The sequence below is a fragment of the Burkholderia sp. WP9 genome, assembly GCF_900104795.1.
In the GTDB taxonomy this organism is placed as follows: domain Bacteria; phylum Pseudomonadota; class Gammaproteobacteria; order Burkholderiales; family Burkholderiaceae; genus Paraburkholderia.
The window spans coordinates 510,782-526,002 of record NZ_FNTG01000001.1 but is presented as its reverse complement, the minus strand read 5'-3'; the positions used below and the strand labels follow the sequence as shown (position 1 = coordinate 526,002).

Below are 15,221 nucleotides of genomic sequence, written 5' to 3'. Positions count from 1 at the left end.
GGCGCTCAGGTGGCACTCAGGTGACACGCCGCTCGCCGTCACCCAGGCACGACCACAAGAACTCGAGGACAAGAGCGTCCTGCACCGCCATTTGCAGCCCGTCCGCGGCTGCGTGGCCGCCCTGCGTGTCCTCGAAGTACCAGACCTGCACGGCGCCGAGCGCCTGCAATCGTGCGGCCATCTTGCGGGCATGGCCGGGGTGTACACGGTCGTCGTCGGTGGATGTCATGAACAGCACGGGCGGGTACTGCCGGTTAGCCGATACCCGATGGTAAGGCGAATACGCGGCGAGCACGCTCGCGTCCCCGGGCACATCCGGATCGCCGTATTCTTCGAGCCATGATGCCCCTGCGTGCAGAAGATGGTAGCGGCTCATGTCCAGCAGCGGCATCTGACTGACCACGGCACCGAACAACTCGGGCCGTTGCACCATGCAAGCCGCCACCAGCAGACCACCGTTGCTGCCGCCCTGAATGCCCAGTTGCGCAGGCGTCGTCACCCCGGTGTCAATGAGCGCCTGCGCGACAGCGATGAAGTCGTCGAACGCGCGCTGCCGGTTGGGACCCACCGCCGCGGTATGCCAGGCAGGGCCGAACTCCCCGCCACCACGCGTATTCGCCACCACGTAGACACCGCCGGCCTCCAACCAACCGAGACCGACCCCGCTCATGTAGCCCGACGTCAGCGAAATCGCGAAGCCGCCATACCCGTTCAGCAAACACGGCCGCGGTTGCTCTGTGCGCTCTCGCGGCCCGATCAGGGTATAGGGCACCCGGGTGCCGTCCGCCGACACCGCGTGAGCGCGCGTCACCGCGAAAGGCGTGGCATCGAAACTGGCAGGGTATCGGTCAATCAATTGCCACTGCGAGAGATCATCCTGCGCGAGATCGACAATCCAGCAACCACCCGGCTGAAGATAGTCCTCCACACTGACATACGCCTCGTCGCCGATGGTCGACTCGATCGGCGAAACACCGACCTGCACGTTCTCCTGCAATGGAAACTCGCGCGACACCCACTCCCAGGACGCATCGCCCGACGGTCTTGCATGCCACAGAACCGTGCGCTGCTGCACGTCGTCGAGATATGAAACGATCAGCTGGTGCTGCGTGATCGAGTAGCCGCAGCCCGAAGTTGTCGGCGTGGGCACGAAGAGTGGCACGCAATCGCGCTCGCCGCGCAAGAATACCGCCTCGCGAACGGCCAGCAATGTCCCGCCGGCATAGACCACCCCGCCGCAATCCCAGGGAAGGCGCGGTTGAAGCAGCAGCCAGCCGGCCCACGCCTCGATTGCGACGTGCGTCGGCGCGTCGAAACGCTGCCACTCCTGCGAAGCGGAAAGATAGTAGGTCTCCGAATCAAATGAATCGACGGCGACGGACAGCGCGTGGCGCCGATCGACGGGATCGTAAAAGGCGCAAACCGAGACATCGTCGAATTCTGCGCGGAACACGACCGGTGCGTCCGTTATCGGTGTGCCGCGCGCCCAGCGCCGCACTTCGCGCGGATAGCCGGAACGCGTCAGACTCGCGCCGCCGTTGTCCCAACCAACATAGACAGTGTCGCGGTCGATCCAGAAAATCGAATGCTTGCCTGGTCCGGGAAGCGCGAATCCATCATCGACAAAACGCAGTGTTTCCAGATCGAACTCGCGCACGACGAGCGCATCCGACCCACCGGGCGAGAGGAAAATCAGCGCCCGGTCGCCATCCGGATCGAGGATCTTCTCGTTGACGCAGACCCACGGCGTCTGCTCTTCTTCACAAAGCAGATCGAAATCGAGCAATGTCTGCCAGTCGGATTGGCCTGCACGCCAATTCGCCCATGAAGTGCGGCGCCAGATACCTCGGGGATTGTGTTCGTCTTGCCAGAGATCGTAAGCCCAATCCCGCCATCGCCCGGGGATGACCGGGCGATCGTCACGCAAGTAAATCGCGGCGAGCCGGTCTTTGAACGCGTCAAAGCGCGCCCCGCTCCCCCATGCCGCAAGCGTACGCGCGTTCTGCCGCCCCACCCAATCGAGCACCACCGGATCGTCGAGCGCTTCGAGTGCGAGGAAGGTGTCGGGGGAAAGAGGCCAGGAAAACGGCGTCGACATAACGGCTCCCGAAATAGAAAGGAGAACCGATTATGCCGCTCGCTCTGCAGGTGAACTCGTTAAGGCGACATCGTGCCGCACCATGCGCGCCAAAGCGCCCATGGTGCCAGACATCAAGTTCAGAATAGATAGGATTACCGACCAGGCAATCCCTTTAAGGCTCGAGATTCAGTTCCTGAATCTTGCGAGTAATCGTATTGCGGCCGATGCCAAGACGCTCGGCCGCTTCCACCTTGCGGCCGCGCGTGAAGTCCAGCGCCTCGCGAATCACCGCTGCTTCGAACCGGCGCGCGAGTTCGTCCATGACGTCCGCCGCGTTCTCGCGCAACATGCGCGCGACTTCGGTGCGCAAGCCGCCTTCCCAGGCGCTGACAGGGCTCGCAACCGGCAATCCGCCCGCCGCGGCCGGATGCACCGCAGCGCTCGCGCCGTTGACCGGCGCGCCGCCGGCCAGGCTCGCCTCCCCCGCACCGATCGCGCCGCCGCCACCAGCCAGATCGGTCACGCCTGCTTGTGCGGGTCCGAGGTCGGGCGGCAAGTCCTTGATCTCGATGGTCTGCGCGGGCGCCATCACCGTCAGCCAGTTGGCGAGGTTCTCCAACTGACGCACGTTGCCCGGAAACGGAAGCGAAGCGAGATAGGCCAGCGCCTCTTCGGACACGCGCTTCGGCTCGACGCCGAGATCGCGCGCGCTCTTTTGCAGAAAGTGGCGCGTGAGGAGCGGAATGTCTTCGCTGCGTTCGCGCAAAGCCGGCAAACGCAAGCGGATCACATTGAGACGGTGATACAAGTCTTCCCGAAACAGACCCTGACGAACACGCGATTCGAGATTCTGGTGCGTCGCCGCGATCACGCGCACATTGGCGCGCAACGGATTGTGGCCGCCGACGCGATAAAACTGCCCGTCCGACAGCACGCGCAACAACCGCGTCTGCAAATCGAACGGCATGTCGCCGATTTCGTCGAGAAAGAGCGTGCCGTTCTCAGCCTGCTCGAAGCGCCCCTGGCGCATGGCCTGCGCGCCGGTGAAAGCACCCCGTTCATGACCGAACAATTCGGATTCCAACAGATCCTTTGGAATCGCCGCGGTGTTCAGCGCGATGAAGGGACCGTTCGCGCGTGGGCTATGTCGGTGCAACGCACGCGCGACCAGTTCCTTCCCGGTGCCTGATTCGCCGGTAATGAGCACGGTTGCAGCAGAATGGGACAGTCGGCCGATCGCGCGAAACATGTCCTGCATGGCCGGCGCCTGGCCGAGCATTTCCGGTGTTTCGGTGACGCGCTCGTCCCACGTCTGTTCGCCGCGCATGCTTTCGTCCACCGCGCGGCGAATCAGTTCGACCGCCTTGTCGACGTCGAAAGGTTTGGCGAGGTATTCGAACGCACCGCCCTGGAATGCGGCGACCGCGCTATCCAGATCGGAGAATGCCGTCATGATGATGACGGGCAAGCCCGGCACCTTGTCACGGACGGTTTGCAGCAATTCGAGGCCCGAGCCGCCAGGCATCCGGATATCGGAAACCAGCACCTGCGGGCTGTCGTGATCGAGCGCGGCCGACGCTTCGCGCACGTTCGCGAAGCTGCGGGTCGCGAAGTTTTCGCGGGCCAGTGCTTTTTCGAGCACCCAGCGAATCGATTGATCGTCGTCTACTATCCAGATCGGCTTCATATGGGTCGGTCAGAAGTCTTGAGATACATATCGTGTTAGCAGTCGAGCGGCAGCAGAATCTGAAACTCGGTGTGGCCCGGGCGGCTATCCACTTCGATCAAACCGTCGTGCTGTTGCACGAATGTCTGCGCGAGCGTCAGTCCGAGACCGCTGCCGTCCTCGCGCCCCGACACGAGCGGATAGAAAATGCGGTCACGGATTTCTTCGGGAATGCCTGGGCCGTTGTCAGTAATACGCAAGTCCAATGCCAGCTTACATAAACGTTTCGACACGGTAATCTTGCGGGCCACGCGAGTGCGCAATTCGATCCGCGCATCGCCTTGCGAAATCCGTTCACGCAGCGCTTCGGCCGCGTTGCGCACGATGTTCAGGAGCGCCTGGATCAGTTGCTCCTTGTCGCCGCGCAGGTCCGGCACGCTCACGTCGTAATCGCGCTCGATGGTGAGACCGCGCGGAAACTCCGCGAGAATCACCTGGCGCACGCGCTCGCACACCTCGTGAATATTCACGTCGCCGACGATATGCGGATGGCGGTGCGGTTCGAGCAAACGGTCGACCAGCGTTTGCAGACGATCCGATTCCTTGATGATGACCTGCGTGTACTCGCGCAACTCATCGCGCTGACGCTCGCCGAGTTCGAACTCGAGCAGTTGCGCCGCGCCGCGAATCCCGCCAAGCGGGTTCTTGATCTCGTGCGCGAGATTGCGGATCAGTTGCTTGTTGACCGCCGTGAGATCGTTGATGCGCTCCTCACGGTCGGTGCGTAAATGCCGCTCGTTCTCGAACAGCTCGAGCAGCACATAGTCTTGCGCGCTTTCCAGAAAGCCGACGATCGCATGCACATGCAGCGGCTCATGGCCCGGACGCTCGAGCACGGCGTCCAGATGCGTCGCGTGAAAACGGTGGGCGGCGATCGCGGAAATGGTCGCGACCAGTTCGTCGGCATTCGAAAAGATGTCCGGCCACGCCATCTGCGTGAGTTGCCGGCGCGAAAGATCCAGCATCGACTCCGCCGACGGATTCGCAAACGCGACGCGCAGCGTACGCTTTTCGAGCACCAGCACGACCGTCGGCAGCGCCTCGAAGCCGGGCAGCAAACCGGAGCTGACGAGTTGAGCGTCGTCCGAGAGCGTCTGCTCGTGCCCTTTCCTTGCCTTGATCAGATTCTTTAGAACCATCTTGCAGTCTGGCCGATAGGAGATGGTGATAAATCAGGTAGTCCGCGTGTTGCCTTGCTCGATACCTCTACCACGCCCGTACGCCGCAAACGTTGTGCTCGGCCTAACAAAAAAGGGACGGCGCCGCCGTCCCTTCGTGACCGATCGCGAGCGTCGGGCAAAGCGCTTCGCCGTGTGAAGGGCGAAGCGCCATTGCCGCTTACAGCGAGTAGTACATTTCGAATTCGATCGGGTGCACCGACTGACGATAGCGTTGCAGCTCGCCCGTCTTCAGTTCGATGTACGCGTCGAGCATCGAATCCGTGAACACGCCACCGCGCGTCAGGAACTCGCGGTCGCCGTCCAGCGCGTCCAGAGCCTGGTCGAGGCCGGCGCACACGGTCGGGATCTTTGCATCCTCTTCCGGCGGCAGGTCGTACAGATTCTTGTCGGCGGCTTCGCCCGGGTGAATCTTGTTCTGCACGCCGTCCAGACCCGCCATCATCAGCGCGGAGAAGCACAGGTACGGATTCGCCATCGGATCCGGGAAACGCGTTTCGATACGGCGGCCCTTCGGGTTCGACACGTGCGGAATGCGGATCGATGCCGAACGGTTGCGAGCCGAGTAAGCCAGCTTGACCGGTGCTTCGAAGTGCGGCACGAGGCGCTTGTACGAGTTCGTCGACGGGTTCGTGATCGCGTTCAGCGCGCGAGCATGCTTGATGATGCCGCCGATGTAGAACAGCGCGAATTCCGACAGACCTGCGTAACCGTTGCCTGCGAACAGGTTCGTGCCGTCTTTCCAGATCGACTGGTGAACGTGCATGCCCGAACCGTTGTCACCGACCACCGGCTTCGGCATGAACGTTGCCGTCTTGCCGTACGTGTGCGCGACGTTGTGGATGATGTACTTCATTTGCTGCAGCCAGTCAGCGCGTTGCACCAGCGTCGAGAACTTCGTGCCGATTTCGTTCTGGCCTTGGCCCGCGACTTCGTGGTGGTGCACTTCGACCGGAATGCCGATCTGTTCGAGCAGCAGACACATTTCCGAACGGATGTCCTGGAACGTGTCGACCGGAGCGACCGGGAAATAGCCGCCCTTCGTGCCCGGACGGTGGCCGGTGTTGCCGCCTTCGAAGTCCATGGACGACGACCACGGTGCTTCTTCCGAACCGATCTTGACGAACGTGCCCGACTGATCCGTGCCCCACTTGATCGAGTCGAAAATGAAGAATTCGGGTTCCGGACCGAAGAATGCCGTGTCGCCGAGGCCCGTGCTCTTCAGATACGCTTCAGCGCGCTTTGCCAGCGAGCGCGGGTCGCGCTCATAGCCCTTGCCGTCCGCCGGTTCGACGACGTCGCAGGTCAGCACGAGGGTCGATTCTTCGTAGAACGGGTCGATGAAGGCCGTGTTCGCGTCCGGGACCAGCAACATGTCCGATGCTTCGATGCCTTTCCAGCCGGCAATCGACGAACCGTCAAACGCATGGCCGCTTTCGAACTTGTCTTCATCGAATGCCGACACCGGCACCGAAACGTGTTGCTCTTTGCCGCGCGTGTCGGTGAAACGGAAGTCGACAAACTTGACGTCTTCGTCTTTGACGAGTTGAACGACGTCGGCCACGGATTTACTCATAACCTATCTCCTGATTAACGAATTCGGCGGATTCAGCCGCCGCCCAATCTAGCTGACCCGTCCCGGCACGTCCACCCCTCAATGCCTCAGGATGAATATAAAACTATGCTCGGACAAATCGATCGGCACCAATAAAGCAGCTTCTGTGCCATGTATGCGCCAACCCGGCGCAAAACCACACCACGCGCGCGTTTGCGGGGAATGGGCGCACCGCGCCACATGCAGCCCTAAAAACTTTGGGCTCTGCGTCGCACCAAATACGTGCATTCGCCAAATCGGCAACATTCATCTTCTTTATTTTGGTGCATTCACGGAAATCTGCACCAAGTTCGCGCGCACCTCCCGTCGCGACGATCACGCCGTTCTGCGCCGTTCGAGCCATGCATGCGCGACCTTGCCGCGCGCTAGAATGATTATTTGGCCCGAAGGAGATTTGCGCTCATGAGCTCGCTCGAACAGTTGTACGCAGTCGCGGACAAGCGCCGCAACGAGAACCAGTTGCCGTACGCGGGCGCAGTGTCGCCGGCGGAAGCATTCGAACTGTTGCAGCTCGATCCGCGCGCCCGCCTCGTCGACGTGCGTACCCGCGCCGAACTCGATTGGGTCGGCCGGCCGGTTATCGGCGACGGACAATACGCGCACGTCGAATGGACACGTTATCCGGGCGCGGTGCCGAATCAGGAATTCCTCCAGCAATTGAACCAGGTCGCCACGCCCGATACGCCGGTGCTGTTCCTGTGCCGCAGCGCCGCGCGCTCCAAGCTCGCCGCGATTGCCGCCACGCAAGCCGGCTTCAACAAGGCATACGACCTGCTGGAAGGCTTCGAAGGCGACAAGGACGGCCAAGGGCATCGTAAGACAGTGTCGGGCTGGTGCTTTCGCGGGTTGCCGTGGATCGGCGCATGAATGACGGGATGTCGCACCGCGATTGCGGCCTCGTTTTTGCCTGAAGTGTTCGCGCAGGTGTTGCCTGATCCCTGGCTGTTGCCGAGGTTCGTCGAGGCCGGTGCAATACCGCCTTGATGCAGGCGCGCCTGTGAGAACAGGCACATCGTCTGCGCCGAATGTGACAGGCCGATGATGCGCTCAAGCCGCGCTCGAATCAAAGACGGGCGCGGTGAAAAATGGGCGCCGCAGCGCCCGAACCCACCTGAAAAATGCCGCGCGGCTCAGGCGCGCGGTTTCGCCGCCGCGGCCGCCGCCTCGGGTTCGACGATATCGCCGCCCAGCAGGTGCACCCCCTCGCGCAGCTTGACGAACGCCGCCGCTACCGCCTCGGGCTCGCCCTTCACACCCAGATCGATGTGATGCCGCGCGTACACGCCGCCGCGTTCCGCATCGCCCACGCTCGGCAGGCTGAAGACGCGCACGCCCGGGAAATCGTGTTCGATCTTTTCCATCAGCGGCGTGACGCGCGACTCCGGCAACTCGAACACCAGTAGCGACTTCTCCGCGTGCGGCATGGCGTGATGCAGATGCGCGTACTGCGTATCCAGCACCCATTCGATCATCGGCCACGCCATGACCGGAAAGCCCGGTACGAAGTGATGCTGGCGAATCGAAAAGCCCGGGATCTTGTTGTAGCCGTTCGGAATGATCGACGCGCCCTGCGGATAAGTGCCCATATTCAGACGATGCAGGTTCTCCGGCGACTGCAGATCGAGCGGCGCCGCCGAGTTAGCCGGATGCATGTCGCGGATGCGCTCCTGAATCAGCCTCGCGGCCTCCGGGTGCAGTTCGAGCGGCACACCGAGCGCGGCCGCCGCGCATTGGCGCGTGTGGTCGTCCGGCGTGGCACCGATGCCGCCCGTGGAGAACACGATATCGCCCGAAGCGAACGTGCGCCGCAGCGTCGCCGTGATGCGCTCGGGGTCGTCGCCGATGTATTCCGCCCAGCCGAGCGACAGCCCACGCGCGCCGAGCAATTCGATGACCTTCGGCAGATGCTTGTCGATACGCCTGCCGGACAGGATTTCATCGCCGATGATGATGACGCCAAATGCCATTGCCGCCTCTTCTGCTTAGTCAGTAATTCATCAGTAAGGAACCGGCGCCGCGTGCCGCACGCCGCCGTGCTCTTCCGCGCGCATGCGTTGCAGCGCGCGCAAACAGTAGTAGCCGAACCACAGCGCCGAGAACACGAGGATGAACGCATAGATCCAGATCGTCACGGCCGTGATCACCGGGAACAGCACGATCAGCCAGACCGACGACGCCCACAGCAGCGTGGGCAGCGAACCCAGCAAACCGCTCGCAATGCCGATCAGCAGCAGCGGCAGGCGGAATCGCCGCACCAGCGCGCGCCGCTCGTCGCGCGTGGCATGCAGCGCGAGCGCGTCGTAGGTCATCACACGATACGTGAGCCAGCCCCACAGCAGCGGCGGAATCAGTGCGAAGAACGGCGGCACGAGCCACAGCGGCAGCGTGACGATCAGCAGCACCAGACAGACCAGCGTGGTCCATAACGCCTGAGCGAGGCTACCGTACCACGTTCCGCCGCGACGCATTTCCAGGCTGGGGAATTGGCGCGCGGACAGGAAGCGGATCACCGAGGGCATCGACAGCGTGGCGATCAGCAGCAGCACGGTGACGACGATCAGCGGAATCGCCATCGCGATCACGATAAACGGCGCGATTGCCGTGTGCAGCGCCGCAAAACCCAGCCAGTCGAACAGATGATAAAGCGTGAGCGTGAACGACCAGCCTTCGAGCCAGGTGCGGGTCGCGCCGATCAGCGTCTGCCAGGAAAACCACAGGATCACGCCCCACCCGACCGTTGCCGCGAGAAACGGCATGAAGGTCAGCCAGAGCATGCGCGGGTGGAGCGCGCTTGCGAGCGCGCGCCCGAACGAGCGCAACAGATCATTCATGCGAGCCAGTGCCGGTGAGCGAAACAGTGGAACAAAGAGAACCGCGCGACGAACCGGCCATGCGGCCCGCCGCTCGCCCCACGCAGGGACATCCCGTGGCGCGGCCCTCGAGGGGATTTACCGCGGGACGTGCGCAAACGTGAACAGGATAAACCACGTGACGCGCCGCCGGGGAAACCGGCGGCGTGGGAGGAGGCGCGCTCAAACGGCGGCGGCGTCGTTACTTTCGGTGCGGCGCTTCGGCGAAAGGCGCCCGGCGATGCGCACAAAGGCGAGCCAGTGCTGCGCCCAGAAACCGTCGCCATAGCGGCGGCCTTCGAGCTGATCGCTGATGCCGGTCGGCTCCATCTCGCGGCTCCAGGACACGCTGCGAAACAGCATGTCCCACCACGGAAACAGCACGCCGAAGTTGCAACCGTATTTCAAGCCTTCATGACCGTAGCCGATGGCATGGTGACGGCGATGGAAGGTCGGACTGACCAGCAGACGCTCGCCGAGCCAGCCGAAATACAGACGGATATTCGCATGCTGGACGCTCTGCGCGAGATTCGTGATGGCCACCAGCACGACGAACTGCGACGGCGGCACGCCGATCACCAGCGCGATCACCGCGAAGAACGAGGCCTGCAGCAGACCGTCGAGCAGATGGTTACGGTCGTCGGACCACAGCGACATCTGCTGCTGGCTGTGGTGCACCGCGTGCAGTTCCCACCACACGCCGATCCGGTGTTCCCAGCGGTGATACCAGTAACCGGCGAAGTCGAGCACGAGCAGATACATCACGAACGTGACGAGCGGCTGCGTGGTGACGCCCGGCCACAGATTGTCGAACTCGATATTCGAGATGTTGTGCAGCCGCAGCCACGCCTGCACGTTGTCGAAGAACGGCTGCAGCGCGAAGAAAAAGAACAGGTTGAGAATGCCGAGCTTGGCGATCCACGTGTAGATCACGTCGACGCGCACCGCCTTGCGGCTCTCCCACTGCTCCACCGGACGCAGCGCTTCGAGCGGGCGCAGGATCGCGTACATGGCCAGCACTTCGAAAACGCCCACGATCACCCAATACAGGCTGTCGTAAGTGTCTTCGTCGTAGTCCATCAGGTTGAAGCGGAACAGCAGCGGCTGCACCACGTCGACGTACAGCAACGTCTGCACGGCCGAGACGAAGCTGTCGAGAGAAGAAAAAATCAGATGGAACATGGTGCTGGCCTGTTACTTCATCCGTGTCGGTTCGCCTGGTGCAGCGTGAGCCCCTGCATCAGGCGCCGTTCGGCGCCATGATCGGCGCGCGATTGAAGAAATAGATGCCGTGCGGCGAGCGGCCTACGGCAATCGTCTGGATCAGCTTACGCGTTGTCAGGTCGATGATGCCGACGTGCTTGGCGAAGCGGAACGTAACCCACAGATAGCGTTTGTCGGCGGAAAGTTCCATGTCGTCGGGTCCGGGCATCAAGCCGGTGATGTCGCCGACGTTGGTAAGCGAGTCTTCGTCGATGATGCTGATGGTGCTCGCCACGCGGTTCGACACCGCGACGTGCTTGCCGTCGGCCAGCGAACGGAAGTTATGCGCGCCGTTGCCCGTGTGGATCGTCTTGACGATCTTCTGGTTGCGCCAGTCGACTACCGCGACGTAATCCGCGCCGGTCATACCGATCAGCAGGTATTTCTCGCCCGGCGTCATCCACAGGCCCGCCGGCACCTTGCCGACCTTCATCTTCCACTTGACGGTTTGCGTGGCAAGGTCGATCGCGGCCAGTTCGCCCGAAACCTGCAGCGTGACGAAGACCGTCTTGCTGTCGGCCGTGAACGCCATATGGCTCGGCATGACCGCGAGCGGCAGGCGCGAGGCCAGCGTCATCTGGTTCTTCTGGCCGTCGTAGTGATAGATATCGAGACGGTCCAGACGCAGGCCGGTAGTGACCAGCCATTTGCGGTCAGGCGAGAAGCCGATCTGATAGGGATCTTCGATGTTTTCGACCCAACGCTGCACCTGGCCGGTTTTCGGATCGACGAACATCAGATTGTTCGACACCGAATTCGCGACGATTAGCGACGAATTGTCCGGCGTGGCCATCAGGTGATGCGGCTCCTTGCCCGTGGGCACGGTGCCGATGACCTGGCGGCTGGTCTCGTCGATCAGGCTCAGCGTGGCTTCGCCGGAGTTGAGCACGATCACGTTGTTGGCGTGGGCCGCCGGAGAAAAAAAACCTGCGGCAGCGACCAGCGCCGTAGCCGCGGCGAACGTGGCAGTCAAGCCGGGAAGAAAAAATTTGCGCATGAAAACTCACTTCGGAGAACAGCCATCATTGTAGAACGTTTGCCAGGGCCAGCGGTTGACGTAGGTCGCTATCCGCGCACAAGAGAAATCGGGGACGCGATGCCGCCTACCGCCGCTCGCCGGGCGCCATCGCGATGGGCGCTCAAGTCATTCTGAAACGATCGTCAATGAGCAGCGCGCTTGAGATTTCGAATCTCACGAAAGACGTATAAATACAAGAACACACTCAGATTATAAAAATAATTATCAGATCGAATGCGACCATTCCTTGTTTAATTTATTTTCCCACACCAGCGAATCGAGCGTTAAACACACAAAAGGATTTTTCCTCGCTGCCTTCGGATTTAACTGAATTCTCGCCGCACCGCCGGATTAGACAATCCCGCAGCCTCATCGCCCACGCAATCAGCCCGGTGGACGCGCAGGCATGTCGCGGGCGTTTCGTGCGCGCAAAAACTCAAGGCATTGCCAGGAAAACCGAAACCTGCGGGCCTTTATTTTTTGTGCAATTTATCAGGGCGATGAATCCTTAATTGGCTCCCCCGCGTTGATGCGCCGTCCACTTACGCAATACCGCGGAGTTTCTAAAACAATGAATTGCAATAACCCATTGACCTGGTGTGACGCGACGCAAACGTCGCTGGCGGCACCGGCGCCGGCAAGATCCAAGACAAAGCGAGTAACGTCCCGGAAGAAAGCGATTGCCCAGGCAGTACTGCTGCTGACGGTATTGGCAGCGGGCGCGCCGGCGGCGCATGCCGCCACCATCTATTTCGCGGCGGCGCCGTTCAATCCCGCTACGGACACGAATGCGATGGCCATCGGTGCAGGCTCGATTGCAGCGGGTATCGCGGCACAGTCGGTGGGCCCCTATTCCATTGCCTACGGCATGCAGGCGAACGCGGGCGGCAGCCATTCGGTAGCACTCGGCGCGGGCTCGCAAGCGCTGAACGAAAGCTCGATTGCAATGGGCTTTCAGGCCACGGCGGCAGCCACCTTCTCGATTGCAACGGGCGTGCAGTCGAACGCGCTGGGCTTCGGCTCGATTGCGACAGGCGTGCAAGCGAGTGCGCTGGGCGACAAATCGAGCGCGATAGGCCTTCAGGCCGACGCCGAGGGCGACAGTTCCGTCGCGACAGGCGCGCAAGCGAGGGCGATCGGTACGAGTTCTGTCGCGATCGGCTACCTGTCGACCGCGCTCGGCACGAGTGCCTTCGCGGGCGGCAATCTGGCGCTGGCGGCGGCTGACTACAGCACGGCGATCGGCAATCAGGCCTTCGCGAACGGCGTGGGGGCGATGGCATTGGGCGCGTTCGCGCAAGCGACCGGCGAGAACGCCACGGCGCTCGGCGCCAGTTCGAGTGCCTCGGGAACCGGCTCAGCTGCGCTCGGGGTTAATGCCTCTGCCTCAGGAGCAGGCTCGGCCGCGCTCGGCGCCAATTCCTCTGCCTCAGGACCAGGCTCAGCTGCGCTCGGGGTTAATTCCTCTGCCTCAGGAGCAGGCTCGGCCGCGCTCGGCGCCAGTTCCTCTGCCTCAGGAGCAGGCGCGGCAGCACTCGGCGCCAATTCCGCAGCCGCGGGAACAGGCGCGGCCGCGCTCGGCTCCTACGCATCCGCAGCGTCGGCCGGCAGCATCGCGATTGGTTACGCCGCCGTTGCCAACAACGCCGACTCGATTGCGCTCGGCCGTGACGCGCATGCGTCGGCGGACGGTTCGGTCGCCTTGGGCCAGGGTTCGCTGGCCGACCGCGCCAATACCGTCTCAGTCGGCTCCGCAGGCAACGAACGGCAGGTCACGAACGTCGCAGCCGGCACCCAGGCGACCGACGCCGTCAACCTGAGCCAACTGCAAGCCGTTAGCGCAAACGCGTCACGCTATTTCAAGGCAAACGGCCTGAACGACGGAACCGACGACGCATCGGCCACCGGCGCCAACGCAGTCGCCATCGGCAGTGCGGGGCTCGCCGCGGGACAAGCGAGTGTTGCCGTCGGCACCGGTTCGCAGGCAAACGGCGATTTCAGCACGGCAATCGGCGGCTTCGCCACCGCTCAGGCGGACGGTTCCACTTCTATTGGCAATCAGGCGAGCGCAATGGCGGCCAACTCCAGCGCGCTTGGGTATCAAGCCACGGCCTCAGCAGTCAATTCCACCGCGCTCGGTTATCAAGCCACCGCCTCAGCCACCAACTCCACCGCACTTGGCTATCAAGCCACCGCCTCAGCCGCGAATTCCACCGCGCTCGGCTATCAATCCAGCGCGGTAGCCGCCAACTCCGTCGCAGTCGGCCAGGGCTCGATAGCCGACCGGGCGCGCACCGTCTCCGTGGGCGCCGCCGGCCAGGAGCGCCAGATTACGAACGTCGCGGCGGGTGCCGCCGACACCGACGCCGTCAATGTCGCGCAATTGAAAGCCGTGAGCGCCCAAGGCGCGGCCACCGCCGCGAAGCTCGACGGCGCGGTGATGTACGACAAGAACCCCGACGGCAGCGTGAACCGCAACAGCGTCACCCTCGGCGGCGACAACTCGGGCGGCGGCACCGTGCCCACCAGCTTCGCGGCAGGTCTGAACGCGGCGAGCGGCGGCACCATGATTCACAACCTCGCGGCGGGCGTCGCCGGGACCGACGCGGTCAACGTGGATCAGCTGAACGCGGCCATCTCGGGCGCCGTCAACAACGCCGTGGTCGAAGCCGCCGATCCGTTCTTCAGCGCGCAAGGCAATCGCGATACCGAAGCCGCCGTGTCATCCGGCGCGCACGCCGTCGCCATGGGTGCGAGCGCGCAGGCCACCGGCTCCAACGCCATCGCCATGGGTGCGAGCGCTCAGGCCACCGGCTCCAACGCCATCGCCATCGGCGCAAGCTCGGTTGCCAACGGCAACAACGCCACCGCGCTCGGCGCGGCGGCGAATGCCGGCGCCGACAACTCCGTCGCGCTAGGCCAGGGCTCGGTCGCCGATCGGGCGAACACGGTGTCGGTCGGCGCGGCGGGGCAAGAGCGTCAGATCACCCAGGTCGCAGCCGGCGTGCAAGCGACCGACGCCGTCAACGTCAGCCAGTTGCAGCAAAGCACCAGTGGCGCGGTCAGCCAGGCGAACAGCTATACCGACGACCAGATCCGCTCGGCGCGCCGCGACGCCTACGGCGGCACGGCATCCGCCATGGCCATGGCCGGCTTGCCGCAGGCTGTGCTACCGGGTCACGGCATGGTCGCCATGGCCGGCGGCACCTATGCCGGCCAGTCGGCGTTCGCCATTGGCGTATCGCAGCTCTCGGAAACGGGCAAGTGGGTATACAAGCTGCAAGGCACCACGGATTCGCGCGGCCAGTTCGGCGCGTCGATCGGCGCCGGCATGCACTGGTAGGCCAAACCGGCAGGACGAGTCCGGTCAAAGCTCATGGCGGCCATGGGCCGGGGATCGATCTAGCGGGTGTCTCAGGCGCGGGTCCGAACAAAGGCCCGCGCCTTTTGCGCGTGACGTCATTCTCAAAAGGCATGGCGTCGCGCGCCTTT

Annotated in this window: 10 protein-coding genes; 2 read left to right on the top strand and 8 right to left on the bottom strand. The window is 63.1% G+C overall.

Features of this window, described 5'->3' with window-relative positions; genetic code table 11:
- Positions 1-16 precede the first annotated feature (16 nt).
- From BLW71_RS02305 to glnA, 4 genes are all read right to left on the bottom strand, one after another.
- Complete coding sequence (locus tag BLW71_RS02305) at positions 17-2,098, bottom strand: prolyl oligopeptidase family serine peptidase (RefSeq protein WP_091792864.1); 2,082 nt, start codon at positions 2,096-2,098, stop codon at positions 17-19.
- A 154-nt stretch (positions 2,099-2,252) separates the two neighbouring features.
- Positions 2,253-3,767 carry a nitrogen regulation protein NR(I) gene (ntrC, locus tag BLW71_RS02300; protein ID WP_091792863.1) on the bottom strand — a complete coding sequence of 505 codons (1,515 nt, stop codon included), beginning with the start codon at positions 3,765-3,767 and terminating at the stop codon, positions 2,253-2,255.
- Positions 3,768-3,802: 35 nt separating this feature from the next.
- Positions 3,803-4,945: a nitrogen regulation protein NR(II) gene (glnL, locus tag BLW71_RS02295; protein WP_091792862.1), complete on the bottom strand. Its 1,143-nt coding sequence runs from the start codon at positions 4,943-4,945 to the stop codon at positions 3,803-3,805.
- A 199-nt stretch (positions 4,946-5,144) separates the two neighbouring features.
- Positions 5,145-6,560 (bottom strand): type I glutamate--ammonia ligase, encoded by a 1,416-nt coding sequence (gene glnA / locus BLW71_RS02290; RefSeq protein ID WP_091792861.1) that lies wholly within the window; start codon positions 6,558-6,560, stop codon positions 5,145-5,147.
- Between the two features lie 441 nt (positions 6,561-7,001).
- On the opposite strand from glnA, the gene BLW71_RS02285 reads away from it, so the two are divergent.
- Positions 7,002-7,466 carry a rhodanese-like domain-containing protein gene (locus tag BLW71_RS02285; protein ID WP_091792860.1) on the top strand — a complete coding sequence of 155 codons (465 nt, stop codon included), beginning with the start codon at positions 7,002-7,004 and terminating at the stop codon, positions 7,464-7,466.
- A 263-nt stretch (positions 7,467-7,729) separates the two neighbouring features.
- Here the strand turns inward: BLW71_RS02285 and BLW71_RS02280 are convergent, their stop codons facing one another.
- The 4 genes from BLW71_RS02280 to BLW71_RS02265 form a co-directional block, all read right to left on the bottom strand.
- Positions 7,730-8,566, bottom strand: a complete 837-nt coding sequence (locus tag BLW71_RS02280) for a competence/damage-inducible protein A (protein WP_091792859.1) — start codon at positions 8,564-8,566, stop codon at positions 7,730-7,732.
- A 30-nt stretch (positions 8,567-8,596) separates the two neighbouring features.
- Positions 8,597-9,430, bottom strand: a complete 834-nt coding sequence (locus tag BLW71_RS02275; protein WP_091792858.1) for an EI24 domain-containing protein — start codon at positions 9,428-9,430, stop codon at positions 8,597-8,599.
- Between the two features lie 201 nt (positions 9,431-9,631).
- On the bottom strand, positions 9,632-10,630 hold the full coding sequence (locus BLW71_RS02270; RefSeq protein ID WP_091792857.1) for a sterol desaturase family protein: 999 nt from the start codon (positions 10,628-10,630) through the stop codon (positions 9,632-9,634).
- 58 nt (positions 10,631-10,688) lie between these two features.
- On the bottom strand, positions 10,689-11,708 hold the full coding sequence (locus BLW71_RS02265) for a YVTN family beta-propeller repeat protein (RefSeq protein WP_091792856.1): 1,020 nt from the start codon (positions 11,706-11,708) through the stop codon (positions 10,689-10,691).
- Between the two features lie 592 nt (positions 11,709-12,300).
- Here BLW71_RS02265 and BLW71_RS02260 point away from each other — a divergent pair.
- Entirely contained in the window at positions 12,301-15,072 is a 2,772-nt protein-coding gene (locus BLW71_RS02260; RefSeq protein WP_091792855.1) for a YadA family autotransporter adhesin, read from the top strand.
- Positions 15,073-15,221 lie beyond the last annotated feature (149 nt).